The organism is Chryseobacterium sp. SSA4.19, assembly GCF_022601875.1.
In the GTDB taxonomy this organism is placed as follows: Bacteria; Bacteroidota; Bacteroidia; order Flavobacteriales; family Weeksellaceae; genus Chryseobacterium.
The window spans coordinates 142,373-167,980 of sequence record NZ_JAKVIP010000002.1; the positions used below are offsets into that span (position 1 = coordinate 142,373).

A 25,608-nucleotide genomic window follows, 5' to 3' on the forward strand; every position below is an offset into this window, starting at 1 on the left:
ATACACATGAAAAGACCGGCATACGTTACTGACAAAGTTTTAAAACAGTTTATCAAAAATGCTTTGGAAGAAGATATCCATGATGGTGATCATTCTACACTCTCTACCATTCCCAAAGATCTTGAGCAGAGTGCAAAGCTTCTCGTAAAACAGGACTGCATCCTGGCAGGTGTGGAACTGGCTGAAATTATTTTTAAAACATTTGATAAAAATCTGCAGGTTGAAACCTTTGTAAAAGATGGAGATGCCGTAAAAATAGGTGATATTGCTTTCATTGTAAAAGGAAGTGCAAGGTCTATTCTTTCTACTGAAAGGCTGGTATTAAACTGTATGCAGCGTATGAGTGGCATCGCCACACTTACTCATGATTGGGATTCAAGATTAATCGGAACCAAAACCAAACTTTTGGATACGAGGAAAACCACTCCTAATTTCAGAGTCTGTGAAAAATGGGCGGTCGCAATTGGTGGCGGAACCAATCATCGTTACGGGCTTTACGATATGATCATGCTGAAAGATAATCACATCGACTACAACGGAAGTATTACCAATGCCGTAAAAATGGCTAAAGAATACATCAAAAAAAATAAAAAGAAGCTGAAAATTGAAGTAGAAACCAGAAACCTGGAGGAAGTTAAAGAAGCCATTAAGGCAAAGGTGGACAGGATCATGCTTGATAATATGGATGTGCCTACTATGGCAAAGGCTGTACAAATGATTAACGGCGCATGTGAAACCGAAGCATCCGGCGGTATTACCCGCGACCAATTGAAAGAAGTAGCTTCTACCGGGGTAACTTATATTTCTGCAGGTGCACTTACCCATTCTGCCGAGAATATGGATTTAAGCCTTAAAGCCATGAAATAGTATTAAATATTTAATAAAAATAGCACCATTCTATTAAATATTCGACAATGTCCTTTTTCTCATGTAAGATCAAAATTATTATTCAATACATTGCAAATCAATCGATTAAATTTTGTTAAGATTAGTTAAAAATTAACATACAGTTAATATTAGTTAATTTTTATTTTCTCATTTTTGCAGAAAATTAAATCTAACTATTACTAACGATTATGAAATTAATCAACAAATCAATGCTTACCGCGATAATTACTTTATCTACAGCAAGCGTTTATTATGCTCAACAGGTTCAGGATACTGTAAAAGACACAAGATCTAAAGACATTGATGAGGTAGTGTTAATCGGAGTTGCAGATATCGCAAAGGATAGAAAAACTCCGGTAGCTGTTTCTACAATTAAAGAAGCACAAATCGTTGAAAGATTAGGAAACCAGGAATTTCCTGAGATCCTGAATACAACTCCATCCGTATATGCAACTAAAGCAGGAGGAGGTTTTGGAGACTCGAAATTAAACATCAGAGGTTTTAACCAGAATAATATTGCCGTAATGGTAAATGGTATGCCTGTAAATGATATGGAGACCGGGGCTGTTTACTGGTCAAACTGGTCAGGTCTATCCGATGTTACTTCTGCAATGCAGGTTCAGAGAGGATTAGGTTCTTCTAAATTGGCTATTGCATCTGTAGGAGGCACGGTAAATATTTTAACAAGAGCAGCAGATAAAAAACAAGGTGGTATTGTATCATTGGGTGTAGGTAATAATGATTATCTTAAAACTTTATTTGCTTATAACACCGGAAAATCTGCAAAAGGATGGTCTTCTTCATTCTTAATGAGTAGAACAGCTGGTTCTATGTATGCCGACGGAACTAAATTTGAAGGATACAATTACTATTTTGCACTGGGATATCAGCCTAATAAGAAACATGATTTCCAATTTACCATTACTGGTGCTCCTCAATGGCACAACCAAAGATCATACGCTGTTGCTATTGCAGATTACATAAAGTATAATCCTGATCATGATGGCACGCCAAACAGAAGATATAACTCAGATTGGGGTTATCTGAATGGAGAAGAATATTCTGCAAGAGTAAACTATTATCATAAGCCAGTAATGTCCTTAAACTGGGACTGGACGATGAGTGAAAAATCAAAACTGAATACGGTAGTTTATGCATCTTTCGGTAGAGGCGGCGGAACAAATACAACGGGGAGTGCAAACGGTAAAAGCTTATCAACATTCAGAGATCCTGTAACTGGGCTTTATAACTTTGATGCTATTTACGCAGCTAACCAAGCTTCTACGCCTGATAAAGGAGTTTTGATCAGAAATGCGTCTATCAACTCGCATAACTGGTTTGGTGTAATTTCAAGTTTTAATCATACACTGAACGAAAACATGAAATTTACTACAGGTATTGATGCCAGATATTATTATGGATACCACTATCAGGTTGTTTCCGATCTATTGGGCGGATCAGGATATCTTGATAAAAACAATAAAAATAATCCCGTAAATCTCGTAACTGCCACCTCTAATCCTCAGCCTTCCTGGAATCCTTTTGGTGGAAAAATTAATGACATCAGCGAAAGAATCGGATTTAACAATGATGGTGAAGTACTTTGGTATGGTGCTTTCGGACAGTTTGAATATACGAACGATAAAATTTCAGCTTTTGTTCAGGGATCAGTTTCAAATCAAGGCTTCCAGAGAATCGACAATTTTCTTATTGACGGAGTTACAAAATCCAAGAAAGGAGAGATCATGAATACAAAAACAGGATTCAAAAATCTTTTCGGATTTAATGTAAAAGGAGGATTAAACTACAACATTAACGAACATCACAACGTATTCGGTAATATCGGGTATTATGAAAGACAACCGTTTTTCAATGCTGTATACAGAAGTAATGAAAATATTGTAGCACAAGATTTAACGAATGAAAAAATCTTTGGATTAGAGCTTGGATACGGTTTCAGATCTTCAAACTTTAATGCTAACGTGAATCTTTACAGAACAGCATGGGACGACAGATATTTAAGAAGAACGAATCTTCGAGATATTGTAGCCGGAAAAACAGCATATGTAGAAATGAATGGTCTGAATGAGCTCCACATGGGTGTGGAAGTAGATGCCAGCTATAATCTAAATAATATCTTAACCGTAAACGGTATGTTCTCGGTAGGAGATTGGTATTATAAAGGAAATGCTACTGCAGCTCTTTTTGAAGACAGTACCAACCAACCTCTTAACTTCCCGGGAAGTACAAGTAATGAAACAACTCTTTATTTGGATAAGGTAAAAGTAGGAGATGCTGCTCAGATGACTGCTGCATTAGGTGTGACAGTGAAACCTGTAAAAAACCTAAGTTTTGATACAACATGGAGATATACCAATAATCTTTATGCAAATTTAGATGCTTTCAATTTCAGAAGCCAGGCAGCTGCTCAAAGAGGAACATTGGAATTGCCAAGCTTCAACTTATTTGATCTAGGGCTTTCCTATAAAATCAATCTTAATAATAAGCAGCAGTATTTTACTATCAGAGGTAATGTATACAATTTGTTTGATACCACTTATATTGCAGAATCAAATACAAGTAATCACGTAAAACAATTATCAGATTTTACTACAACAACTTCTGGAGGAGTAACAACAACTGCCCAACAAAAATATGATGCTTATATAAATAATTCTGCTAACTTCTACAAGGGATTAGATACAAGCAACCAAGTATTCTTCGGATTCGGAAGAACATGGGCTGCAACTTTATCATTCAACTTCTAATAAAAAACATTAGATTTTATTATATATCCATCCCGGCTTTTCGCCGGGATTTTTGCTATATTTGTGTCAGAAAAAAAGAAAATAGATTATGGATTTTTACAAGATTTTACTGAGCGCGCATAAAGGAATCGGATATTTGGAAATTCTTTTGGTGACTCTATTTGTTATTGCCCTTTTAACAACCATGTTCGGTTTCAGCGGGAAAATAAATAAGTACCTGAAAAAGATCACCCTTTTTACAATGATTTTCTTCCACGTTCAGTTTCTGGCAGGGATCGTTTTACTATTGGTTTCCCCGGCAGTTAAAGCCGCTTTGTCATCCGGAACATTGATGAGTGATTCTTATTCAAGATTCCAATATGTGGAACATCCGTTTTCTATGTTGATTGCAGCCATCCTGATGACAGTCGTTTACAAGAAAGTAAAAGTCAACCCTACCCTTTCTTTAAGTGTAGTAATTATGGGATTAATTGCAGTCGGTTTATTCGCATTCGCTTTCCCTTGGACAAGAGTCTTTGGGGCATAAATATTTAACATCAACAATTTTAATTAAATCAATGAAAGTAGCTGTAGTAGGTTCAACAGGAATGGTTGGCCAGGTTATGCTGAAAGTTCTGGAAGAAAGAAACTTCCCTGTCACAGAATTAATTCCGGTAGCATCCGAAAAATCTGTAGGTAAAAAGGTGAAGTATAAACAGGAAGAATTTACGATTGTAAGCATGAAAGACGCTATAGCTGCCAAACCGGACATTGCCATCTTTTCGGCAGGCGGTTCCATCTCTCTGGAATTCGCCCCACTTTTTGCTGAAGCTGGCACTACGGTAATTGATAATTCTTCGGCCTGGAGAATGGATCCTGATAAAAAACTGGTGGTTCCCGAGATCAATGCAGATGTTTTGACCCAAGCTGATAAAATCATTGCCAACCCAAATTGTTCGACCATTCAACTGGTGATGGTATTAGGACCATTGAATAAAAAATACGATCTTAAAAGAGTGATTGTTTCCACATACCAATCCGTTACAGGGACCGGGAAAGCAGCCGTTGACCAGCTAAACGGAGAAATCGGCGGAGACGAGTCTACGGCTAAAGTATACCCTTATCAGATCTTCAAAAATGCATTGCCGCACTGCGATGTTTTTGCTGACGATGATTACACGAAAGAAGAGATTAAGCTGATGAAGGAACCTAAGAAAATTTTAGGGGACGACACCTTTAATTTAACGGCTACTGCCGTAAGGGTTCCCGTACAGGGAGGCCACTCGGAAAGTGTAAACATCGAGTTTGAAAATGAATTCGACCTTAATGAAGTACGGAAAATCTTATCCGAAACCCCAGGCGTTGTGGTGATGGATAACGTTAAAAACAACGAGTATCCGATGCCGCTGTATTCCGAAGGGAAAGATGAGGTTTTTGTCGGAAGGATCAGGAGGGACCTCTCTCAGCCCAAAACATTGAATCTTTGGATTGTGGCTGATAACCTGCGGAAGGGGGCTGCTACCAACGCCGTACAGATCGCAGAATACCTTGTAGCACACAACTTAGTATAAACTAACAAAAATAAAAAGAGTCTCAACATTGAGATTCTTTTTTTTATCAAACCTATGAATGTTCAAAAAACTCATAAAAAAGATAAGATAGGGTTCCAGAAGCTCATTGCCGCTTTTGGAGTAATCCTTTTCATCGGGAAGATTATTGCCTGGAAGCTTACGAATTCCGACGCGGTATTTTCTGATGCTATGGAAAGCATTGTTAATGTCATCAGTGCTTTTATGGGATTATATTCTTTATATCTCGCCGCAAAACCTAAAGATGAAGACCACCCGTACGGCCACGGAAAAGTAGAGTTTGTGACCTCAGGAATCGAAGGAGCGCTGATTGCCATTGCCGGCATTATGATTGTTTATGAGGGAATCAACAGCCTTATTGTCGGAAAAGTTTTGGATAAGCTCGATTGGGGAATCGCAATTGTTGCAGCCACAGCAGTTATTAACTATTTTCTGGGCTATATTTCCATTAAAAAAGGGGAACATGAGAACTCTTTGGTGTTGATTTCATCCGGCAAACATCTTCAGTCGGATACCGTTACTACGCTTGGGGTCGTAATCAGCTTAATTATTGTTTACTTTACTAAAATATACTGGTTAGACTCCTTAGTCGCCCTGATATTTGGAATTTACATCATATTTGTAGGCTACAAGATTGTCCGAAAGTCGCTGAGCGGAATTATGGATGAGCAGGACCGTGACCTTTTAGACCAGATTATTAAAATTCTCGAAGAAAACAGACGAACTGAATGGATCGATGTGCACAATATGAAAATTCAACAGTTCGGAGCTTCCCTTCACATTGATGCCCACATTACGTTGCCTTGGTACTACAGCCTCCGGGACGCTCATAATGAAATGGAAAAGATGATTATTCTTCTGGCAAAAAATATCAACAGAAACGTAGAGTTCAATTTCCATATGGACGACTGCAAGCCCATCTCGTGTCCAATATGCCGGATTGAGGATTGTCCGGTCCGTGAAAAAGATTTCGTGAAAAGAGTAACCTGGACCCCGGAAAATGTAACCTGTGCAGATAAGCATACGGCAGAGTAATGTCTGGATATTTTACTATGATAATTTTAGTACCTTGTAAAAGCTTTCCGGAGTTTGCTGTAATAAGCGATAATTAAACAGCAAAATACATTACCGCTTAAATTAGTATATTTGTTTCGTCTATGAATGTTGAAAATGCCAAACAATTTTTTGAACAGCATACGGATACGAAAGCTTCCGAATGCATTACGTTAGCACAGAGCGGCTCGGCAAGAGTCAATTTTCTCGCAACAGCAAACGACAAGAAGTACATCATTACCTGCAATGAAAATATCCGCGAGAATGAAAGCTTTTTATATTACTCCGGAATATTTTCAGACTTAAATCTTAACACGCCTGAAATTTTTAAGGTTTCGGATGACCGGACAATGTATATTCAGGAATTTTTAGGCGAGAAAACCCTTTCGGAGATCATTACTACAGAAGGCTTATCTGATTACGTGAAGACTTTGATAAAACAAACTTTAGAAAAACTTTTTACACTTCAGGCTGCAACTCAGGGAAAAATAGATTTTACAAAAACCTTTGAATATGAAAGCTATGATGAACTTCCCGTAATCCATGATTTATATTATTTCAAGAATTTTGTGGCAGACGTTCTGGAACTGGAATATCACAAATCCACCCTGCTTAAAGAATTCAAAAAAATCGCAGGCCTCATAGAAGGCTTAGAACCCAAAGGAATTATGATCCGTGATTTCCAGGCAAGGAATATTATGGTCAATGAAAGGAATGAAGTTTCCTTTATTGATTACCAGTCTGCAATGAAAGGGCCTCTGATGTATGATGTAATATCTTTCCTTTTTCAGGCGAAAGCTGATTTTCCGGAAGATTTTAAAAATGACATGCTTGATTTCTATATTAAACAGTTTGATGATCAAGAAATCCAGATTCAACTAAAAAAAACGGTAAAACCACTTCAGCTAATGAGGTTTCTGCAGGTATTGGGAGCTTACGGCTTCAGAGGATTGATCCAGAGAAAACATCATTTTACAGCCAGCATTGCTAAAGGGATTGAAAACATTTCAGCATTTGCGCAAACCTGGGAATATATGAATAATTATCCCGAGCTAAAAAAAGTCATCCGGCAATTAACTCTGGAAACGACAAAATTGAAAATTAATACACTACTGAACACTAATGTGTTTTAAAGAACTAAGAATTAAATAAATAATAAATGCTACACATCGACATACACAGTTTTTCTTATAAGAAAGGAGGAATTCCAAAAGATACTACCGGAAACGGGGGCGGATTCACCTTCGACTGCCGGGGGATTTTAAACCCGGGGAGAGTGGAGGAATATAAAATCCAGACCGGAAACGACATTGGTGTACAGGAATATCTGGAGACCAAAACAGACATGCCCAAGTTCTTGGAACTTATTAAAAGTCTGGTGTCTATTAATATTGATAATTATCTGGAAAGAGGATTTGAAAACCTGCAGATCAATTTCGGATGTACGGGCGGCCAGCACAGATCCGTATATTCTGCTATCCGGATTGCTCATTTCATTGAAGAAAAGTACGGTGAAAAAGTGGAGATCAGTCTTCATCATGATGAACAGCATCAACTTAATCATAAGTAATGAGTAATGTGCAATAAGCTATATTTAAATTCATAATTATTTCTGCCTACTGTATTACTCATTACCAATCACTTATCACCCATAATAAATGAAAGCGCTTATTTTCGCAGCAGGAAAAGGAACCCGGCTGAAACCCTTTACCGATTATCATCCTAAAGCACTGGCAAAAGTAAATGATGTACCGCTTCTGGAAAGGAACATCAACTATCTGAAAAGCTTCGGAATAAAAGATTTTGTCATTAATATTCATCATTTTGGAAATCAGATTGTAGAATTTTTAAAGCAGAACAACAATTTTGGATGCCATATAGAGATTTCAGATGAGTCTGAGGAATTGCTGGAAACAGGCGGCGGCTTATTGTTTGCCAGACGGTTTCTTGATCATGGAGAAGATTTCCTGATTCTGAATGCCGATATTTTAACGGATCTGAATATAACAGACTTTGTCGGTTATCATAAAAAGATAAAAGATTTTGCTACATTAGCTGTTTCAGACCGGGAAAGCTCAAGAAAACTGCTTTTCAATGACGATCTGATTTTAAGAGGCTGGCTGAATGTGCAGACTGGGGAACAGAGGCTGGCTGAATTTAACAAAGGCTTTAAACCACTGGCTTTTAGCGGCATCCACTGTATAAACCCCATTATTTTTGACAAAATTAAAAGAAGAGGTAAATTTTCAGTGATGGAAGAATATCTGGATCTGATGCAGACGGAGCAAATTCACGGTTTTGTGCATGACAGTATTCTTATAGATGTTGGAAAACCGGAATCCATAATAAAAGCCGAAAAACATTTTAAATAATTTGATATGGGAATGAAAGGAAGCAGAGATGAAAGTTTGGTAAATCCCGAACTTGAAAACAATGAAACCAGATTACATGACAGCCTGAGACAGAAAACATGGGATGAAACCATTATGAAAGACAGCTGGATGGTTTTCAAAGTGATGGCTGAATTTGTAGACGGATATGAAAAGCTGGCAAAGATAGGTCCCTGTGTTTCTATTTTCGGCTCTGCCAGACTAAAACCTGAGAGCAAATACTACGAAATGGCTGTAGAAATTGCAGAAAAAATCACCAAAATAGGTTTCGGAATTATTACCGGTGGCGGGCCCGGTATTATGGAAGCGGGAAATAAAGGTGCTTTCAATGCCCAGGGAAAATCCATCGGACTGAATATAGATCTACCCTTTGAACAGCATTTTAATCCTTATATCAACCGATCATATTCTATGAATTTTGACTATTTCTTTGTGAGAAAAGTGATGTTCGTAAAGTATTCGCAGGGATTTGTGGTAATGCCGGGCGGATTCGGAACTCTTGATGAGCTTACGGAGGCTTTGACCCTTATTCAGACCAATAAAATCGGAAAATTTCCTATTGTTCTGGTCGGTTCCGAGTTTTGGAGCGGACTGCTGGATTGGTTTAAGGAAACACTGATTAAAGAAAAAATGATTCATGAAGATGACCTTGATCTTTATCGTGTGGTAGATACTGCAGATGAGGCAGTAGCTCACATCAAGGCATTTTATGATAAATATTCAGTTAATGTTAACTTTTAATGGCATGTTATTTGTCGCTTTTATTTCATAACCATGATTTTAAATCTATTATTTAGGATGAAAAAAATTTTATGTATCACAGGTTTTTTAACCCTTTTGGCGTTAATGAGTTTCACCTATGTAGACTTTTTCTCTTCAATGACTAAAGTGGACTATATTGACGGAAGCAAGACATTAAAGTTTACCACAAAAATGAATACCAGTCATATTTCCGATGCTATTAAAATCAATCCTAATACAGCAGGATTTGAAGCAGAAGTAAAAAGGTATGTAAACAATAATTTTGACGTCTACGTGAACGGTTCTCCGAAAACAATAACTTTCACAGGAAGTCAGGTAAGCGGAGAAACTGTATGGGTATATTTTGAAGCTGGAGGAGTTTCAGATATAAGTACCTTGAAAATTAAAAATACGATCCTCTTAAGCGCTTTTCCAAAGCAAAGCAATGTGGTTACCGTTGCTTATAAAGGAAGCCAGAAAGTAATGAATTTCCAACGTGGAAAAGAAGTGAATGAAGTATCTTTTTAGTAAAAATGTAAGTTAATCATAAACCACTGCTTCTGCAGTGGTTTTTATTTTCCCAGAATTTAAAATCACCATATAGAGATTTATGTATAAATACCAATTTTAAATTTTCAGCATTTATACTATAAAATTATGATTTTCAGGAATGTAACTTTGTCATGTAATATTACAACGAGAGTAGAGTTCAGAAACCACAATAATCAACGAGGCGTGCTCCGAAAAGCTAAATGAGTAGCAACCATTAACCAAAAACTATTACAATGAAAACAACAGACAAATCATCGAGCCAGGATATTAATGTTCTGGTAGTCATTGACACCGATTACGTAAAAGCTAATTATCCTAATCCCAGTAAAGATCCTAATAATCCGACAGGAATAGATCATAACAGCCAGCACATGATTGTATTGAATGCCAACGCCCTTTCCGGACAAGGAACTGCTGACCTTAATTTCAGCGCAAGAGCCGGGGACAATGTATCGTTCAGAAGTACTTCTATCTATCAGAATTCTGACGATGCTGTAATGATCTATAATGTAAAATATTGGGCTGGAGATCAAGTATTTAATAATTTTATTTATAATGCAGTAACCAGGAAGCTAGCGGTAGTCCCTAATTATAATTCTCCAAACGGGTTACCAGCCAATACTGCAAATATTACTTTTTCAAGTTTTGACTCCAGAGTAAAAACTACAGGAACAGAAAATTTCTATATGATGTTTGCATTATATGTCATAGATCCGAATAACAGTGATAGCCAAATTTTGTATGGCTATTATTAATGGGATCCAACAATTACAGTTAAATAAAAGAAAATAAAACCCACTGCTTCTGCAGTGGGTTTCCTATTTCAAAAGAGATTTTTCTGACAATCATCAGATGATCTTCATATACAAAAATTTATTACTGAACCTTGATTTCATCCAATTGCATGGTTGTTTTAATTCCGGAACTGTTTCCTTCATATTTAAATACAATAAATCCATTACCGGTAAGGCCTGTAGGGAAATCGTAGGTTCCGGCCGGCGCAAAAGTACCATAGCCGCTTGCAGGTCCTGTAGGCATGGTAAAGTTGGAAGTAATCTCATTCAAAGTAGCTGCAGTAATTTCTGTACCGGGAGTATAATCCGTTGTAGTATAGACTTTAAGCGCTGCTCCATTATAAAAACCTGCATTAACGTTAAATGCTAACGTATTTGCTGCCGTAAAATCTACAGGAACCATGAAATAAGTATCATAAGCAGTATCGGCATCTCCGCCATTAGCAGATAACTGAATATATTTATTACCGCTAAAAGATCTTACTTCCCAGTATCTTTTTCCTGTAAATGCATAATTCAGGTATTTAGGAAAATTGTTGAAATAAGGTGCAGATGTATTAGCAGGATAGCTTTCAAAATTTTCTGTAAACGATCCTGAATAAGTCATATTGGAACCTCCTACAATACCTTCTGCAAAACGCGCGTTTTTAAAATTAATATCACTGACGCCTCTAATTGCTCCCTGGAAAGTAGCATTATAACGACTTAAAACAAAAGTAATATCTCCACTTTCATTTGGAATTTGGTATGCAGCTGGTTTAAAGAATGCACCGGTTCTAATAGTTGCACTTTTTCCATTAGCATCAACAATAGTTCTATCTGTATCTACATTATTCCCTGAAATATCTGTCCCAACTAAAGGTTTCCCAATCTGAGCTTTAGTAAACTGAACATTTTTGACTTTCACTAAAGTATTAATCCAGTTACTGTTACTTGCCTTAATATCATCAAGGGTTATCTCTCTCGGCACGATATTTACAATTTCAAGGCCTGCACCATTGCAAACTCCTGAAATATATCGTCCGATAATAGACTCAGGAATTCTCCCGATTGCATAGTTAGGATCTTCAACTCCCAATGTAATTGCGCCAGAAGATTTACCGATAAGCATTCCGTTTGCCTTAATTCTGATATGCGCGCCTACAGGATAGTCTGTATAGTTCATGGACTTGTTAATTCCCACCGTCAATCCAACAGTTGGATTTTCCGGCTTATCCTGGAAAGTAATTGTCTTGTAGAAATTTCCGTTTTCATCCGAAGACACAACATAACCGTCAAAAATCACTGCCGGATGTGTCGCATCTTCAGCAGGAATCTTGTATGCTGTCCCGGTATATACATTAGAAGCTGCGGCAGGAGCTAAAGCAACAACATCTGCCATTGTCATGGTAGGAGCAGCAAATTTATTATTACATACAATCTCCGGGACATCCCATTTATCATCATGGATACAGGAAATTTGGGAGGCGGCCAGCAGAGCAGCTCCCAAACTCATTTTTAAGAAATTCTTTATATTCATTGTTTTCATTTTATATTGGTTATTTTTAAAATCTGACTTGTAAGTTGACAAAATAAGAGCGGCCCTGGGTATACCAGTATTTGGGTGCGAAATTAGGATATCGGCTATTATAATCATTTTCAAAATCTACATTGCCGTTTGAACTTCTGATCTGCTCAAATCCTCCTGTAATATATCTCGTGTTATCAAGAATATTGTTTACTGATCCTGAAATCAACACATAATATTTACCTACAATCCATGATTTCCCAACATTGGCATTTAAAAAGAAAGATGAAGGAAGCTGAACCTGCCTCATATAACGCTCAACTTTTGGATCATCAAGATTCACAAACGGCGTACTGCTGTTGTTGTTCTGGATAAACTCATCTGTCCTGAGAATAGCAGACGGATCGAGATTATTATCATCCAGATAATTCCAGCTTGCCCCGAACCACCAGTATTTCGGTGAATTGTACCTGAATCCTGCTGAAAAGGCCTTCTGTGCCGTCCCGCCCACTTTGAAATCTTTAATATATGCTGTTCCTAAATTAGCATAAGGAGCTGCCATCACATCTGAAGAAATATATACATTCGGATTGTTGGTGTACCTGTAGTCGCCCCAACTGGCCACACCCTGTAGAGAAAGGGTGGGTAATACTTTAAAATCAATACCCAATTCCGCTCCCATACTGCGTTTACTTACATTAGACATGGTCTGAGTGACAAAAGCACTTGCCGTCTTATCTTCAGTACTGCCGGTTTCAGCATTATCAACACTTATTGTCAATCCATCGGCAAAGAATCTCTGAACATTTGTATCATTCTGTGTATTTACAAGATAAGCTGTTGCCCTTAACTTTAAGAAAGGGGCAGACATTACATAGCTGATATCGTTTGCACTTACCACCGCATTCTTAATATTCGGAACCGAATAGTTATTGGCTCTGGGATTGATGAAGATGTCTTCTAAAAAAGGGGCCTGAGAGAAATAAGCGCCATTGTAAACAAAGAAATTTTTTCCGTTAAGCCTGTAGATTACCTGCCCTTTTAGTCCATAATTGAGATAATTGAAGTCTTTACTTTCGCCTAAAGAACTTTTTTGATATAAATAATTCTGGAACAATCCGTCCCTGTTAGAAGTAGAATAACCAAATAAAGCAGTGGTAAAAATATCAAAAGACCCTGTAGATAATTTTAGTCCCGGATTTACTTTTACTTCCTGTCTTCTGAGAATGTAATTATAGTTGATCTTATCTCCCACATGCTTTTGAGTTTCAGAGTCATTCATATTGTAGAAACCAGACGATCCTCTTTTGTTTGACTCTGCAAAAGGGTCAATATTGAGAGCATAACCTGCTCCTAATAAATCCTTGACTTCTCTATAGTATTCAGATCTGAAATTCTGATAAGAAATATTAAGGAAAAATCTTGTCTTATCATCGAAGTTATAGGTATAGTGTGTTGCTGCATTAAAGATCTTATCGTCACTTACATCATTCACTAGGAAATATTTTGCACTTCCGTTAGCACTGTTGCGGTTCGCTGCATATAAATTATTCCAGTTGATCTGGGTGATGTCCTGATTATTATTCATCCAATCTTCATTTGCCTGGTCAAAACCTTCTTTCAGCTTAAGATACAGCTCAGGATCTGTATTATTATGATATGCATTGTAGATAATGCTGTTCTGATAATAACTCGGTAACTTTTTATAATAGGTCGGAGACGGATTTGAAGCATTCTGCCAATCCAACCGTGAACCTTTATCTTTTCCGAACTGGTAAGAAACGGTTGTCCATAAATTTGATTTTTTATTGATTTTCCAGAAATCCTGCAGCTGGAATACAGGCTGAAAGCCTTTTCTTACTCTTTCGCTTCTTTTTTCTCCGTCTTGCCAACCCCAGTAAGAATTGTAATGAACTCCCCTGTAATCATAAACTTCCTGTGTACTCGGGCTTGCCGTGGACCTTCTGTAAGGAGAGGCGAATGCATTAAAAGTAAGGGTATGGTTATCATTAAATTTCTTTTCAATACCTAAATAAGTCCCGTAAGCATCATAAAAAGTCCCGTCCTGAATACCTTCTTCTGCCCATCTTTTTGCCCCCATTACCGTAAACGCCCAACCTTTTTTACTCATTCCGGAGGTATACCTCAAAGAAACTCTCTGACGGTAATTTCTGTTGGTAACGGAATAAGTCGCCTGAAATCCTTTTCTGTATTCGCTGGCTTTTGTATTTTTATAAATAATGCCGCTCACACCTCCAAAAGCATATTCGGAAGGTGAATGATTGGTAAAGATCTCCGGATATCTTACAATTTCATTAAGACCTCCCCAGTTAGAAAAATCAACGTTTCCGTTATCTGATTTTACCATGGAAACACCGTTCAATATATTTTCAGAGGTTCTTCCATCAATACCTCTCGGCCGGAACCAGTAGGCTCCAAGATCAAAACTTGAGATTCTGTTAAAAACATCCTGAGAAGACTGTAATAAACCAACGGTAGAAGCTTGCCCGCTGCTGCTGTCTTCATAGTCACTTCCAAGGTTATCAATAATAGCCAAACCCTGATCTGCATTTGTTAATACGGAATAAAGGGTAATAGTTCCTAAATCCTTTTTCTTCTCATTGTCCAGTACATCAAACTCCATGACTTTGGTTTCATAATTCGGTTTGGTAATAACAATTTGATAATGTCCCGGTATCAGGTCAACAAACTGGAAATATCCAATTTTGTCAGCCGTTACCTCATTCTCTTTCCCTTTAAGATCTACTTCTGCCCTTTCAACGGGTTTTCCATCAGCATCCTTCAGATACGCAAAGACGGTGGTCTGCGCAAAATAGTATGAAGCTGGAAGCAAAGTAAACAAAGAGACTAATGATAATTTTTTAATCATAGCATATTTTGTTTTTTTAACACTTTCTTACTTGTTGTCAGCAATTTATAAGGAAAATAAATTTAATTAAAACCCGGACTGTACAATCTTTTCAATTTTAAATTTTCTTAACAATTATAAATTCCAGAATGTCTACATAAATAAATCCAATAATGGTGTTTTAAATTTACAAATATTTTAAAATGAGATGAATAAAAAAAGTTAAATTTGATAGATGAAATAATACTAACAAATAACTTTAAGAGGATGAAAAGATTTCTGGGCCTGTTTGCCGTCTTTTTTTCGGTTATGGCATTCTCTCAACAGCAAGGAAAACTGCGAAAAGTAGCTGCGGTAGGTTTTTTAAACGTAGAAAATCTCTGGGATACCATTCGCTCAGCAGATTATATTGACGGGACTAAAGACAGTAAAAGTCCGGTTTTTCACAGGAGCATCCCTATGGACTCTATAAAGTTTTTAGAAGCGGAAAAATATAACGGTCCCTGGAGTGACGGTGCTCTGGCAGGCAAAAAAGTCGTCAGATTTCAAAGCGGATCTGAAGAGTTCACCCCAAATAGTGCTAAAAATTACAATACAAAAGTATACAGAGCGAAACTGGCCAATGAAGCGAAAGTAATCTCTGAAATGGGAGCTCAGTACACCAAAACAGCACCTGCTGTTGTAGGACTGATTGAAGTTGAAAACAGGCAGGTCATTGAAGACCTGATCAAAGAACCTGCATTAAAAAAATACGATTACGGAATCATCCATTATAATTCTTACGATTACAGAGGAATTGACGTTGCTTTAATCTACCAGAAAAGAAGATTCACTCCTACGAATTCATTAAAGAAAGAACTTAAAATATTTGATGGCGGAAGAAGAGAATATACCCGCGATATTCTGGTTGTTACAGGAATGTTAGATAATGAAAAAGTAGCATTTTTTATGAACCACTGGCCTTCAAGGAGAGGAGGCGAAGCAGTTTCCCTTCCGAAAAGGAATGCAGCTGCAACATTACTGAAACAGCAGATGGACAGTGTAAGGGCAGCAGATCCTGCGACAAAACTTTTTGCCATGGGCGACTTTAATGATGACCCCGTAAGCCCGAGCTTGAAAAATTATCTTAAAGCCCAGCCCGGCTTAAAAGATTTAAGCGACAGTACGCCTTACCTCAACCTTATGTATCCTTTATACAAAAAAGGAGTTGCCTCTTTAGCCTATCAGGATGCCCCGAACTTGTTTGACCAGATTATTGTTTCTAAAAACTTAATTTCAGACCAGGTTACAAAAGAATATTCAGTATACAAAGCAGAAATCTTTGCTCCGGCCTATCTTGTTAATAAGGAAGGGAATTATAAAGGTTATCCGTTCAGATCATGGAACGGGGATCAGTTTACAGGAGGCTACAGTGATCACTTCCCTGCATTTGTCATTCTTCAGAAGGAACCATAGGAAATTGTACTTATTTGAAGTGCATTTTATGTAACTTTATGAATATGAAAAATGTAATCATTATTTTAATTATAGCTCTCTTACCTTTCAGCTGTACCGCACAGACTGATCCTAAGAATGACAAAGACAAATCTGAAATAAAGCCTTCTAAAAACGAAGATGGCGAATGGGATCTTACGGTAATTGACACACAGTTTGATTGTTTTCTTAATGCCATTGCCAAACCGATAAATCAGTATTCTGAATCCTATTTAAAAAACAGAAATACAATATTGGTTACTGAATGGAATTCATACTATTCTTCCGGCCGGTACAGAAACATTATAGAATCATCCATAAATTACGATCCTAAAGAAAATTACGGATTGAAGTTCGAGTATAAGCTGTATCAGGTTTTTGCTTACGTAAACTGGAAATATGGATTGCGGATGAGCGGGCTTTCCGGAAGTGATACGACTAGATATTAAAAAGGTTCAGCGGAATACTGAACCTTTTTATTTTTATAATAGCTAAAAATTACTTGTTAAATAATTCCTCTACCTTATCCCAATTTACCACATCAAAAAATGCAGCAACATAGTCGGGTCTTCTGTTTTGGTAATTCAGATAGTAAGCATGTTCCCAAACATCAAGCCCTAAAACAGGAGTCCCTTTCGCATCTGCAACCGGCATCAGCGGGTTATCCTGGTTCGGAGTAGAAGTTACGGCAACAGAACCATCGGTATTTTTTACCAGCCATGCCCATCCTGATCCGAATCTTGTTTTGGCAGCATCAGAAAAATCAGTTTTGAATTTCTCAAGGCCTCCGTAATTCTCAATAGCAGCTTTTACATTTCCTACCGGCTCTTTGCTTCCGCCCGGTGTTAAAATTTCCCAGAATAAAGAGTGATTAAAGTGACCGCCGCCGTTATTTCTTACGGCTGGCTTATCAGTTCCGGTCTGACAGATTTCTTCAATTGTTTTTCCTTCCAACTCTGTACCTTCAATCGCTTTATTTAAATTATCGATATAAGCCTGATGATGTTTTGTATGGTGAATTTCCATTGTTTTTGCATCAATGGTAGGCTCTAAAGCATCATAAGCATATCCTAGTTTTGGCAGTTCAAACGACATAATTTTATTTTTAATGTTATTACTCAAATTTAGCCATATTTTTACCGAATTCAAAAAATGTAGATTATTTTAATAAATCTTTAACATAGAAAAATTAACTAATTTCAATGACCGACGAGAAAACACTTTTAATAACAAAATCATCTCTATAAATTTTAAAAATTATATCTTGAAAATTTACAGAGTTTTCAATAAAAAAGAGTCCGTCTCACAACTAGTGAAAACGGACTTTTTTTATGATTTTTCTCGACCTCCTGTCGGAGAATGATTTTCGTACAGTCAATTCTCAACCCACATCATTTAGTTGTGAGACTGACTCCTTCATTTAACAAAATTAAATTAATTATTTATTCATTGACATCAGGAATTCTTCATTATTAAGGGTTCCTCTGATGTTTTTATTTACAAATTCCATAGCTTCAATAGGATTCATCTCAGAAAGGTACTTTCTCAGGATCCACATTCTCTGAGAAGTTACTTCATCCAAAAGAAGATCATCTCTACGGGTGCTGGAAGCCACCAGATCAATTGCCGGATAAATTCTTCTGTTAGCGATTTTACGATCCAGCTGAAGTTCCATATTCCCGGTTCCCTTGAATTCTTCAAAGATAACTTCATCCATTTTAGAGCCAGTATCGATAAGAGCAGTAGCAATAATAGTCAGAGATCCTCCTCCTTCAATTTTTCTTGCTGCTCCGAAGAATCTTTTCGGCTTGTGAAGTGCATTAGCATCCACACCTCCTGAAAGTACTTTCCCAGATGCCGGTGTTACCGTATTATATGCTCTTGCCAATCTCGTAATTGAATCCAGTAAAATCACCACATCATGTCCGCATTCCACCATTCTTTGGGCTTTTGCCAGAACAAGATTGGCCACTTTCACATGCTTGTCCGCTGCTTCATCAAAAGTCGAGGCAATCACTTCAGCATTTACACTTCTCTCCATATCAGTAACCTCTTCCGGACGTTCGTCGATAAGGAGCACCATCATATATACCTCAGGGTGATTTGCTGCAATAGAATTGGCAATATCTTTCAGCAGCATCGTTTTACCCGTTTTAGGCTGGGCTACGATCATAGCTCTTTGCCCTTTTCCTATCGGCGCTATCAGATCAACAATCCTGGTTGACATGGTAGAATTATTTCCTGCAAGATTAAATTTTTCTTCAGGGAAAAGCGGTGTTAAATATTCAAAAGCAACACGGTCTTTGATAAATGCAAGATCACGTCCGTTGACTTCAGTAGGCTTCAGTAAAGAAAAATATTTTTCTCCTTCTTTCGGAAGTCTTACGATTCCTCTTACGGTATCTCCGGTTTTTAAACTGTAATTTCTGATCTGGGCCGTAGAAACGTATACATCGTCAGGTGAAGAAATGTAGCTGAAGTCTGATGAGCGTAAAAACCCGTAGTTATCAGGTAAAATTTCCAGCACCCCTTCAATACTTACCATCCCATCGAAACTGAATTCTTTTTTCGTTTCGTGATGTTGTAGCTCATCCCCTCTTTCAGAATGCTGCTGTTGCTGCTTATTCTGGTTTTGGTTCTGATTCGGATTTCTATTTTGATTGCCGTTATTATGCGGATTGTTGTGTTGTCCTTTCTGAGGCCTGGCCTGAGGCTGATGAGAAGTATTAGGCTTTTCTTCTGAAGGAACAGGTTCCTGGGATTCTGTATGTTTGGGAGCTTCTGCTTTTTCTTGTGGATTTTCAGTATTTCCGGTATTGGAAGTAGGAACTCTTTTCCTTTTTCTCTTAGCAGCTGCTCCATCTTCAGTTACTGTAGCAGGGGCTGTTTTAATCTCTTGTATGGCATGTGGTTCTTCAGTGAGAGGTTCTTTTACTTCCTCTGCTTTTTCCCCAACCTCTGTTTTTTGCTCTGCCAGAGCTTTTGTTTCTGCTTTTGGTCTGGTGCCCGTTTTCTTGGGAACCGTTTTTTTAACAGGAGCCTTTACAGGCTTTTCCGACGGGATTTTTTCAGCAGTTACGCTGGTTTCAGTTGCGCTGAAATATTCTTTTGCAACCTTTGGATTTGACGCCTGAAAGTCAAGAACGGCAAAGATTTTATCATTCTCATTGCTGTTTCTTGCAACTTTAACGCCCAAATCCTTTAAGATTTTAGTCAGTTCCGTTACGGATTTTGACCTTAACGTTTCAATGTTAAACATATTTAATGTAAAAAATGTAATTAATTGTGAGTAAGAAAAGTAAGTCCGGTGACTTTTGTTTTCAAGTACATTGTATAATGCAAATCTACACTTATTTTTGAATTGTGCAAAATTTATGCTACTTTTGCCTAGATTAAATATTCAATGCTACAAAGAATACAGACTATATGGATCTTCCTGGCAGTTTTAGCTGCTGTATTTCTGTTCATTACAGGGCAGGACATCATCATTTCAGATCAGATTCCCGTAATAGATATAGTTTGTGTGATTCTTGTTTTGGTTGGATTACTGAGTGTATTCAGTTTTAAAAACAGAAAAAGACAAATTCTGCTGAATAATATCAGCATTATTATAAACGCTTTGTTGATTGGTGTATCGGTATACTGGTTACTTAACTTATCCGGAGGAATTCAGTTTCCTGAGAAGGGTATTGAGCCGGTTTTCCCATTGATTGCGATGATCTGTCTGCTGATAGCAAACATATACATCAAAAAAGATGAGAGGCTCGTAAAATCTGTAGACAGACTCCGATAACCTTACAACGATTTTTTGAGTAAGAACAGCTTCCTGAAGGAAGCTGTTTTTTTCTTCAACATACTTGGATTTCAATCATCATCATTATAAAAAATAAATTTATTACAGTTTTATGCAACATTTCTGCTAAAGATGCGACAGATAGATGATAAATTATTCAAAATGAAAAAACTTACCTATCTTACTTTTTCACTCTTTTCCATAATTACCTTTTCACAGAAAGTTTCTGAAGAACGAATCAAGACAGTACTCTCCACACTAGCTTCTGATGAGATGAAAGGCCGTGAAATCGGAACTCCCGAAAATGACCTTGCAGCCAATTATATTGCCAAGCTTTTTAAAGAAAACAAACTGGAGTATTGTACAGGAAATTCTTATCTGGTTCCGTTCAGCTATAAAGGTCAAACCGTATATAACGTTTGTGGAGTAAAAAAAGGTAAAACCGATAAATACCTGGGCTTTTCAGGACATTTTGATCATATAGGAACAAGCAAGAACCCGAAAGACAGTATTTACAATGGTGCTGATGACGATGCCAGCGGAATTGCTACCTTGGTAGGGATCTCCGATTATTTCAAAAATATAAAGCCGGAATTCTCAATGGTATTCATGGCTTTTAATGGAGAAGAAAAAGGCATGCTGGGTTCAAAAGCCATTTCCAAAGATCCGAATTTAGATAAAATCTACCATAACATGACCGCACTTTTTAATTTTGAAATGGTGGCAACAGAATCGGCTTTCGGAAAAAATGCTTTATTTATGACCGGCGATGAGTTCTCTGATCTGGATGAATTATTTAATCAGAATGCTGCGAACGGCTTAAAAATCAATGCTGACCCTTATGCGGAACAACAGCTGTTTTACCGCTCTGATAATGTAAGCTTTGTTAAAAAGAAAATTATCGCCCATTCTTTTTCAACGGTTGACATGACGAAAGCAACACATTACCATAATGAAAGCGATGATATACATATTGTTGATTTTAACAACATGACGCAGATTATTAATAATTTCGGAAAAACCCTTGAAAAATTAAGTCCCAAGAATTTTAACCCTGCGTACAACGATAAAGTAAAAATCGATTAGAAACGTCTTATCTATTAATTTTCCTTACTTTTGTTTGATTAATCCAAAATTTGATGAGTTATTATAAACGAGCAATAGACAACATACTTCCTTACAAAAAATCTATTGCAGCCGGTATTTTTTTTAATATTCTTTATGCCTTATTCAATATCATTGCCATGCTTTTTTTCATGCCTGTTTTGAATATCCTTTTTGATAAAGAGACTAAAAAAATTGATTCCCAGCCCGTTTACGAAGGCATTTCCAATGCCGGAACATTTCTTAAAGACAGCTTTAATTACAACATCCAGCAACTACAGATTGAAAAAGGGCCGGAATATATCCTGTTAATTACCTGTATTTTATTTATATCCATGTTCTTTTTAAGAAACATTTTCAGTTATTTATCAGAATTTTACCTTACTTTTTCAAGAACTGGTGTTTCAAGAGATTTCAGGATAAAACTGCACGATAAGATTTTAGAATTACCGGTATCATTTTTTACCAATTCCAGAAAAGGAGATGTTTTCGCAAGAATCACTTCGGATGTCAGCGAAGTGGAATCTAATATCTTAAATAGTTTAATTGACATTATACGTTCTCCTATTGTAATTATTATTACGATGGGCTATCTTCTGTATTCTAATTTTCAGCTTACCATTTTTACATTGATTGTATTTCCTATAATGGGAACACTTATTTCAATTATCGGGAAAAGCCTGAAAAAAGATACCGGCGAAGCCCAGAATGAGCTCGGGAAAATGTATTCTTTTGTAGATGAAACTTTAGTAGGATTAAAAATCATTAAGATTTTTGATGCTTCTCCACAGATTAAAAGAAGGTTTGACGAGGTTCTTAATAAAATCAGACATCTTTCTTTACGCCTGTTTAAGAAGAAAGCGTTGGCTTCTCCCGTAAGTGAGCTTTTGGGAGCGGTTACCATAGGAATGATCGTATATTTCGGAGGACGCCTTGCCATTCAGGGAAGAGGGTTGTCAGGAAGTGAATTCATAACGTATATTGCTTTATTTTACACCATTTTACAACCTTTAAAAGCTTTATCTTCCGCGATATCCAATCTTCAGAAAGGAGAGGTTTCCGCTAAAAGAATTTTTGAAATTCTTGATGCAGATTATCATATTAAAGAATTGAATGATGCTAAGGAAATACAGGGATTTGGAAGAAGTGTAGAATTTAAAAACATTACTTTCGGATATGAAGAAAGGGATGTCCTTAACAACTTTTCATTATCCATTCCTAAAGGCAAGACCGTTGCTTTAGTAGGGCAAAGCGGCAGTGGAAAAAGTACAATCACCAATCTCATCACGCGTTTTTATGATGTAAACGCAGGAGAAATTCTTGTGGACGGGGAAAATATAAAAAAAATAAAACTTTCGAGCTATAGAAAGCTGTTCGGCTTGGTGACACAGGATAATATATTATTCAATGACACGATAAGACACAATATATCACTGGGAAAACCGAATGCTTCTTTAGAGGAAATTCAGGCAGCTGCCAAAGTAGCCAATGCGCATGATTTTATCATGGATCTTCCGGATCAGTACGATACCAATATCGGAGATGCCGGCGGAAAGCTTTCCGGCGGACAAAAGCAGAGAATATCCATTGCAAGGGCGGTGCTGAAAAACCCACCTATTATGATTCTGGATGAAGCTACTTCTGCGTTGGATACGGAATCAGAAAGATTTGTTCAGTATGCCTTGGAAAAAATGATGGAAAACAGAACGTCTTTAGTTATTGCCCACCGACTTTCAACCATTCAGAAAGCCGACTGGATTGTGGTCATGGAGAAAGGAAATATCATAGAACAGGGAACCCACCATGAACTTATCGCCAAAAGAGGCATGTATCACAAACTGGTTGAACTGCAGAATTTTGATTAAATTTTACAATCCTCATAAAAAATAAGAGCCTTTTTCAAAGGCTCTTATTTTTTATATATGAATGATATTTTAATCCTGTATAGAATTACTTTCTAATGACCTTATGGGTAAAATGGCTACCGCCCTCCAATAAAATGTCCAGCAGGTATGCACCCGGTGGATATGATGTTAGATCAATCTTTGAATCATTGGTTTCGGATAATTTTCGTCCGTCAACAGAAAAAACGGCAACACGGTTTACTTTCTTTTCTCCCTTAATCATTATATAATCAGAAGTAGGATTAGGGTAAATAGAAATATCTACTGTAGAGAGGTCTTTTACGGATAAGTTCTGGTTCTGGCTCTGCATATACATAGACAGTACAATTTCACCGCTCTGTCCGTAAAATACCGCCGTAGGAACTTCATATTTAACAGTATGGCTTCCGGCAGACAATGAAGGTACAGAAAAGCTCCTGATCGGCACAGAATCTCCCGGACACCAGTTATTCCAGTTGGTCCACCATGTCGCACTGTGTGGATTAGGGCCATAAATACCGTTTGCTTGTGTGTTATACATCCTGTAAGGCTCACAAGATTTCCCGCCCGGAGTAAAAGTCATCATTTGTGCATTGTCTAAAGAAACAATATTTTGTCTGCGTACATATTCCTCACCATTATTGTTTGCACCATGAGGGGTAGTGACAATAAAAAATGTAGGATTGGTTGCTGCCTGGGGAATATTAAAATTAATAAGCCTTACAGTCTGCCCAGCCATATCCGTATTATTATAATTATTAAGGGTATTGGAATCAAGCAGAGGCAGAATGGTATTAAAATTATTGTTAATAGTAGCATCATTAGAAGTAACAAAGGTCAAAGTGCCCGCAAAAACATCATTCCTGTTTGCACATCCTGCCACCTGCGTGTTCGCTGCATAAGGAACACCAAATACGTCAAGTTCCACCCAGATGTCGTATGTATTTCTCAAGTCAGCATTACTGAAAACTGAATATAAATTATTAACCTCATAGGAATAAGGAACTTCTGTAGGAGAAATATTTTTATTCATAAAAGGGGTAATGTATCTTCCGACTTCAAATCTTTTAACCTGTGTATCACTCATGGTATAGCTGGCCTGCCCCTTAGGAACCAAAGCAATGTGTACCCCTCCGATTCTGTCATAATTGTCACACAAAGCTCCGATGGTTACATTCATCTGAATTTTATTCTGAAAACTATTAAGCTCAGCATCGGTAAGCTTCTTAGCGTATTTGGAATTCGCAAGTCTGATGGTATTGGCAGGAACCGGCTGTGTCACATTACTTGCATACCCATCATAGAATACAATTTGTGAAAAAACATTGATCGAGGTCTGCGATTTAAAAAGTGCAGAAAGGATAAGCAGAGGAAGTAAAATTTTTCTCATAGATAAATTAATTTGACATTCTAAACCGTAAATATATAAATTATCTATAAAATTTAACCCATCATATTTATATATTCCACACAATAAACTTTATTTTTTTAAATTTTTACAATAACATGTTTTGAGATAATAGAAAAGAGCAGACGAATCTGCTCTTCTAATTTTTATGTTTATAATTTTTAATCTTTCATTCTTGCAATTACATCAAGCCCACCTTTTGTAATGTCCCCGATCTTACAGATAATTTCAGTATCCAGCGGCAGAAAAACATCCATTCTTGAGCCGAATTTTATAAATCCGAATTCATGTCCGGCTTTGGCCTCGTCCCCGTCATTACAATAGAAGACAATCCTTCTGGCCACATAACCTGCAATTTGCCTGAAAACCACTTTATGGTGAGTCAGGCTTTCAACAGCAACCGTGGTCCGTTCATTGTCTGTTGATGACTTTTCATGCCAGGCCACGAGATATTTTCCCGGATGGTATTTTTTATAAATCACTTTTCCTGAAACGGGATATCTGCAGATATGAACATTCAGAGGAGACATAAAAATAGAAACCTGAATGACCTTCTCTTTAAGAAACTCATTTTCTTCAACTTCTTTGATCATGACTACTTTACCGTCCACAGGAGCAATAACGTTTTCTTTATGCTCAAGGATGTCACGGTTGGGAACCCTGAAAAACCAGAATACCAAACTGTAAACAACCAATAATGGCAGGATGATCATTAATGACCATATTTCAAGAAAATAAATAGCCAAAGCCCCCAGAATGATAAATAAAATGGTGGCAACGGTAATCGTTCCTTTTGATTCTCTGTGTAATTTCATGA

At 37.2% G+C, this 25,608-nt stretch carries 22 protein-coding genes; 16 read left to right on the forward strand and 6 right to left on the reverse strand.

The genetic code is table 11. The features are described from left to right. The first annotated feature begins 6 nt into the window (after nucleotides 1–6). From nadC to MKJ01_RS02185, 11 genes are all read left to right on the forward strand, one after another. A complete protein-coding gene (nadC, locus tag MKJ01_RS02135; RefSeq protein ID WP_241611294.1) occupies nucleotides 7–867 on the forward strand; it encodes a carboxylating nicotinate-nucleotide diphosphorylase in 861 nt (286 codons plus the stop codon). A gap of 209 nt (nucleotides 868–1,076) precedes the next feature. After that, nucleotides 1,077–3,656: a TonB-dependent receptor gene (locus MKJ01_RS02140; protein WP_241611292.1), complete on the forward strand. Its 2,580-nt coding sequence runs from the start codon at nucleotides 1,077–1,079 to the stop codon at nucleotides 3,654–3,656. An 88-nt stretch (nucleotides 3,657–3,744) separates the two neighbouring features. Continuing rightward, on the forward strand, nucleotides 3,745–4,182 hold the full coding sequence (locus MKJ01_RS02145; RefSeq protein ID WP_241611290.1) for a hypothetical protein: 438 nt from the start codon (nucleotides 3,745–3,747) through the stop codon (nucleotides 4,180–4,182). Between the two features lie 31 nt (nucleotides 4,183–4,213). Further along, nucleotides 4,214–5,206 carry an aspartate-semialdehyde dehydrogenase gene (locus tag MKJ01_RS02150; RefSeq protein ID WP_241611288.1) on the forward strand — a complete coding sequence of 331 codons (993 nt, stop codon included), beginning with the start codon at nucleotides 4,214–4,216 and terminating at the stop codon, nucleotides 5,204–5,206. Nucleotides 5,207–5,260: 54 nt separating this feature from the next. Continuing rightward, nucleotides 5,261–6,259, forward strand: coding sequence for a cation diffusion facilitator family transporter (locus MKJ01_RS02155; RefSeq protein ID WP_241611287.1), 999 nt, complete (start codon nucleotides 5,261–5,263; stop codon nucleotides 6,257–6,259). Between the two features lie 122 nt (nucleotides 6,260–6,381). Then, complete coding sequence (locus MKJ01_RS02160; RefSeq protein WP_241611286.1) at nucleotides 6,382–7,410, forward strand: aminoglycoside phosphotransferase family protein; 1,029 nt, start codon at nucleotides 6,382–6,384, stop codon at nucleotides 7,408–7,410. A gap of 26 nt (nucleotides 7,411–7,436) precedes the next feature. Continuing rightward, complete coding sequence (locus MKJ01_RS02165) at nucleotides 7,437–7,847, forward strand: RNase adapter RapZ (RefSeq protein ID WP_241611285.1); 411 nt, start codon at nucleotides 7,437–7,439, stop codon at nucleotides 7,845–7,847. A gap of 88 nt (nucleotides 7,848–7,935) precedes the next feature. Continuing rightward, nucleotides 7,936–8,649, forward strand: coding sequence for a nucleotidyltransferase family protein (locus MKJ01_RS02170; protein ID WP_241611284.1), 714 nt, complete (start codon nucleotides 7,936–7,938; stop codon nucleotides 8,647–8,649). 12 nt (nucleotides 8,650–8,661) lie between these two features. Continuing rightward, nucleotides 8,662–9,408 carry a TIGR00730 family Rossman fold protein gene (locus MKJ01_RS02175; RefSeq protein WP_241632453.1) on the forward strand — a complete coding sequence of 249 codons (747 nt, stop codon included), beginning with the start codon at nucleotides 8,662–8,664 and terminating at the stop codon, nucleotides 9,406–9,408. Nucleotides 9,409–9,465: 57 nt separating this feature from the next. Further along, nucleotides 9,466–9,936, forward strand: a complete 471-nt coding sequence (locus MKJ01_RS02180) for a DUF6702 family protein (protein WP_241611282.1) — start codon at nucleotides 9,466–9,468, stop codon at nucleotides 9,934–9,936. A gap of 257 nt (nucleotides 9,937–10,193) precedes the next feature. Next, on the forward strand, nucleotides 10,194–10,715 hold the full coding sequence (locus MKJ01_RS02185) for an inclusion body family protein (protein WP_241611281.1): 522 nt from the start codon (nucleotides 10,194–10,196) through the stop codon (nucleotides 10,713–10,715). Between the two features lie 121 nt (nucleotides 10,716–10,836). Here the strand turns inward: MKJ01_RS02185 and MKJ01_RS02190 are convergent, their stop codons facing one another. Both MKJ01_RS02190 and MKJ01_RS02195 read right to left on the reverse strand, forming a co-directional pair. Next, complete coding sequence (locus MKJ01_RS02190) at nucleotides 10,837–12,273, reverse strand: DUF5689 domain-containing protein (RefSeq protein ID WP_241611280.1); 1,437 nt, start codon at nucleotides 12,271–12,273, stop codon at nucleotides 10,837–10,839. 25 nt (nucleotides 12,274–12,298) lie between these two features. Then, a complete protein-coding gene (locus tag MKJ01_RS02195) occupies nucleotides 12,299–15,151 on the reverse strand; it encodes a carboxypeptidase-like regulatory domain-containing protein (RefSeq protein WP_241611279.1) in 2,853 nt (950 codons plus the stop codon). Between the two features lie 246 nt (nucleotides 15,152–15,397). Between MKJ01_RS02195 and MKJ01_RS02200 the strand changes: the two genes are divergently transcribed. Together MKJ01_RS02200 and MKJ01_RS02205 are read left to right on the forward strand one after the other, a co-directional pair. Continuing rightward, complete coding sequence (locus tag MKJ01_RS02200; RefSeq protein ID WP_241611278.1) at nucleotides 15,398–16,585, forward strand: hypothetical protein; 1,188 nt, start codon at nucleotides 15,398–15,400, stop codon at nucleotides 16,583–16,585. A gap of 44 nt (nucleotides 16,586–16,629) precedes the next feature. After that, nucleotides 16,630–17,052 carry a DUF6146 family protein gene (locus MKJ01_RS02205; RefSeq protein ID WP_241611277.1) on the forward strand — a complete coding sequence of 141 codons (423 nt, stop codon included), beginning with the start codon at nucleotides 16,630–16,632 and terminating at the stop codon, nucleotides 17,050–17,052. Between the two features lie 49 nt (nucleotides 17,053–17,101). Here the strand turns inward: MKJ01_RS02205 and MKJ01_RS02210 are convergent, their stop codons facing one another. Together MKJ01_RS02210 and rho are read right to left on the reverse strand one after the other, a co-directional pair. Next, entirely contained in the window at nucleotides 17,102–17,698 is a 597-nt protein-coding gene (locus MKJ01_RS02210) for a superoxide dismutase (RefSeq protein ID WP_241611276.1), read from the reverse strand. A gap of 343 nt (nucleotides 17,699–18,041) precedes the next feature. Beyond that, nucleotides 18,042–19,862, reverse strand: a complete 1,821-nt coding sequence (rho, locus tag MKJ01_RS02215; protein ID WP_241611275.1) for a transcription termination factor Rho — start codon at nucleotides 19,860–19,862, stop codon at nucleotides 18,042–18,044. 144 nt (nucleotides 19,863–20,006) lie between these two features. On the opposite strand from rho, the gene MKJ01_RS02220 reads away from it, so the two are divergent. From MKJ01_RS02220 to MKJ01_RS02230, 3 genes are all read left to right on the forward strand, one after another. Then, nucleotides 20,007–20,396, forward strand: coding sequence for a DUF4293 family protein (locus MKJ01_RS02220; RefSeq protein WP_241611274.1), 390 nt, complete (start codon nucleotides 20,007–20,009; stop codon nucleotides 20,394–20,396). A 162-nt stretch (nucleotides 20,397–20,558) separates the two neighbouring features. Further along, complete coding sequence (locus MKJ01_RS02225) at nucleotides 20,559–21,482, forward strand: M28 family peptidase (RefSeq protein WP_241611273.1); 924 nt, start codon at nucleotides 20,559–20,561, stop codon at nucleotides 21,480–21,482. 53 nt (nucleotides 21,483–21,535) lie between these two features. After that, entirely contained in the window at nucleotides 21,536–23,365 is a 1,830-nt protein-coding gene (locus tag MKJ01_RS02230) for an ABC transporter ATP-binding protein (protein ID WP_241611271.1), read from the forward strand. Between the two features lie 85 nt (nucleotides 23,366–23,450). Here MKJ01_RS02230 and MKJ01_RS02235 read toward each other — a convergent pair whose 3' ends face one another. Both MKJ01_RS02235 and MKJ01_RS02240 read right to left on the reverse strand, forming a co-directional pair. After that, nucleotides 23,451–24,773, reverse strand: a complete 1,323-nt coding sequence (locus tag MKJ01_RS02235) for a peptide-N-glycosidase F-related protein (protein WP_241611269.1) — start codon at nucleotides 24,771–24,773, stop codon at nucleotides 23,451–23,453. A gap of 179 nt (nucleotides 24,774–24,952) precedes the next feature. Then, complete coding sequence (locus tag MKJ01_RS02240; protein WP_241611267.1) at nucleotides 24,953–25,606, reverse strand: phosphatidylserine decarboxylase family protein; 654 nt, start codon at nucleotides 25,604–25,606, stop codon at nucleotides 24,953–24,955. Nucleotides 25,607–25,608 lie beyond the last annotated feature (2 nt).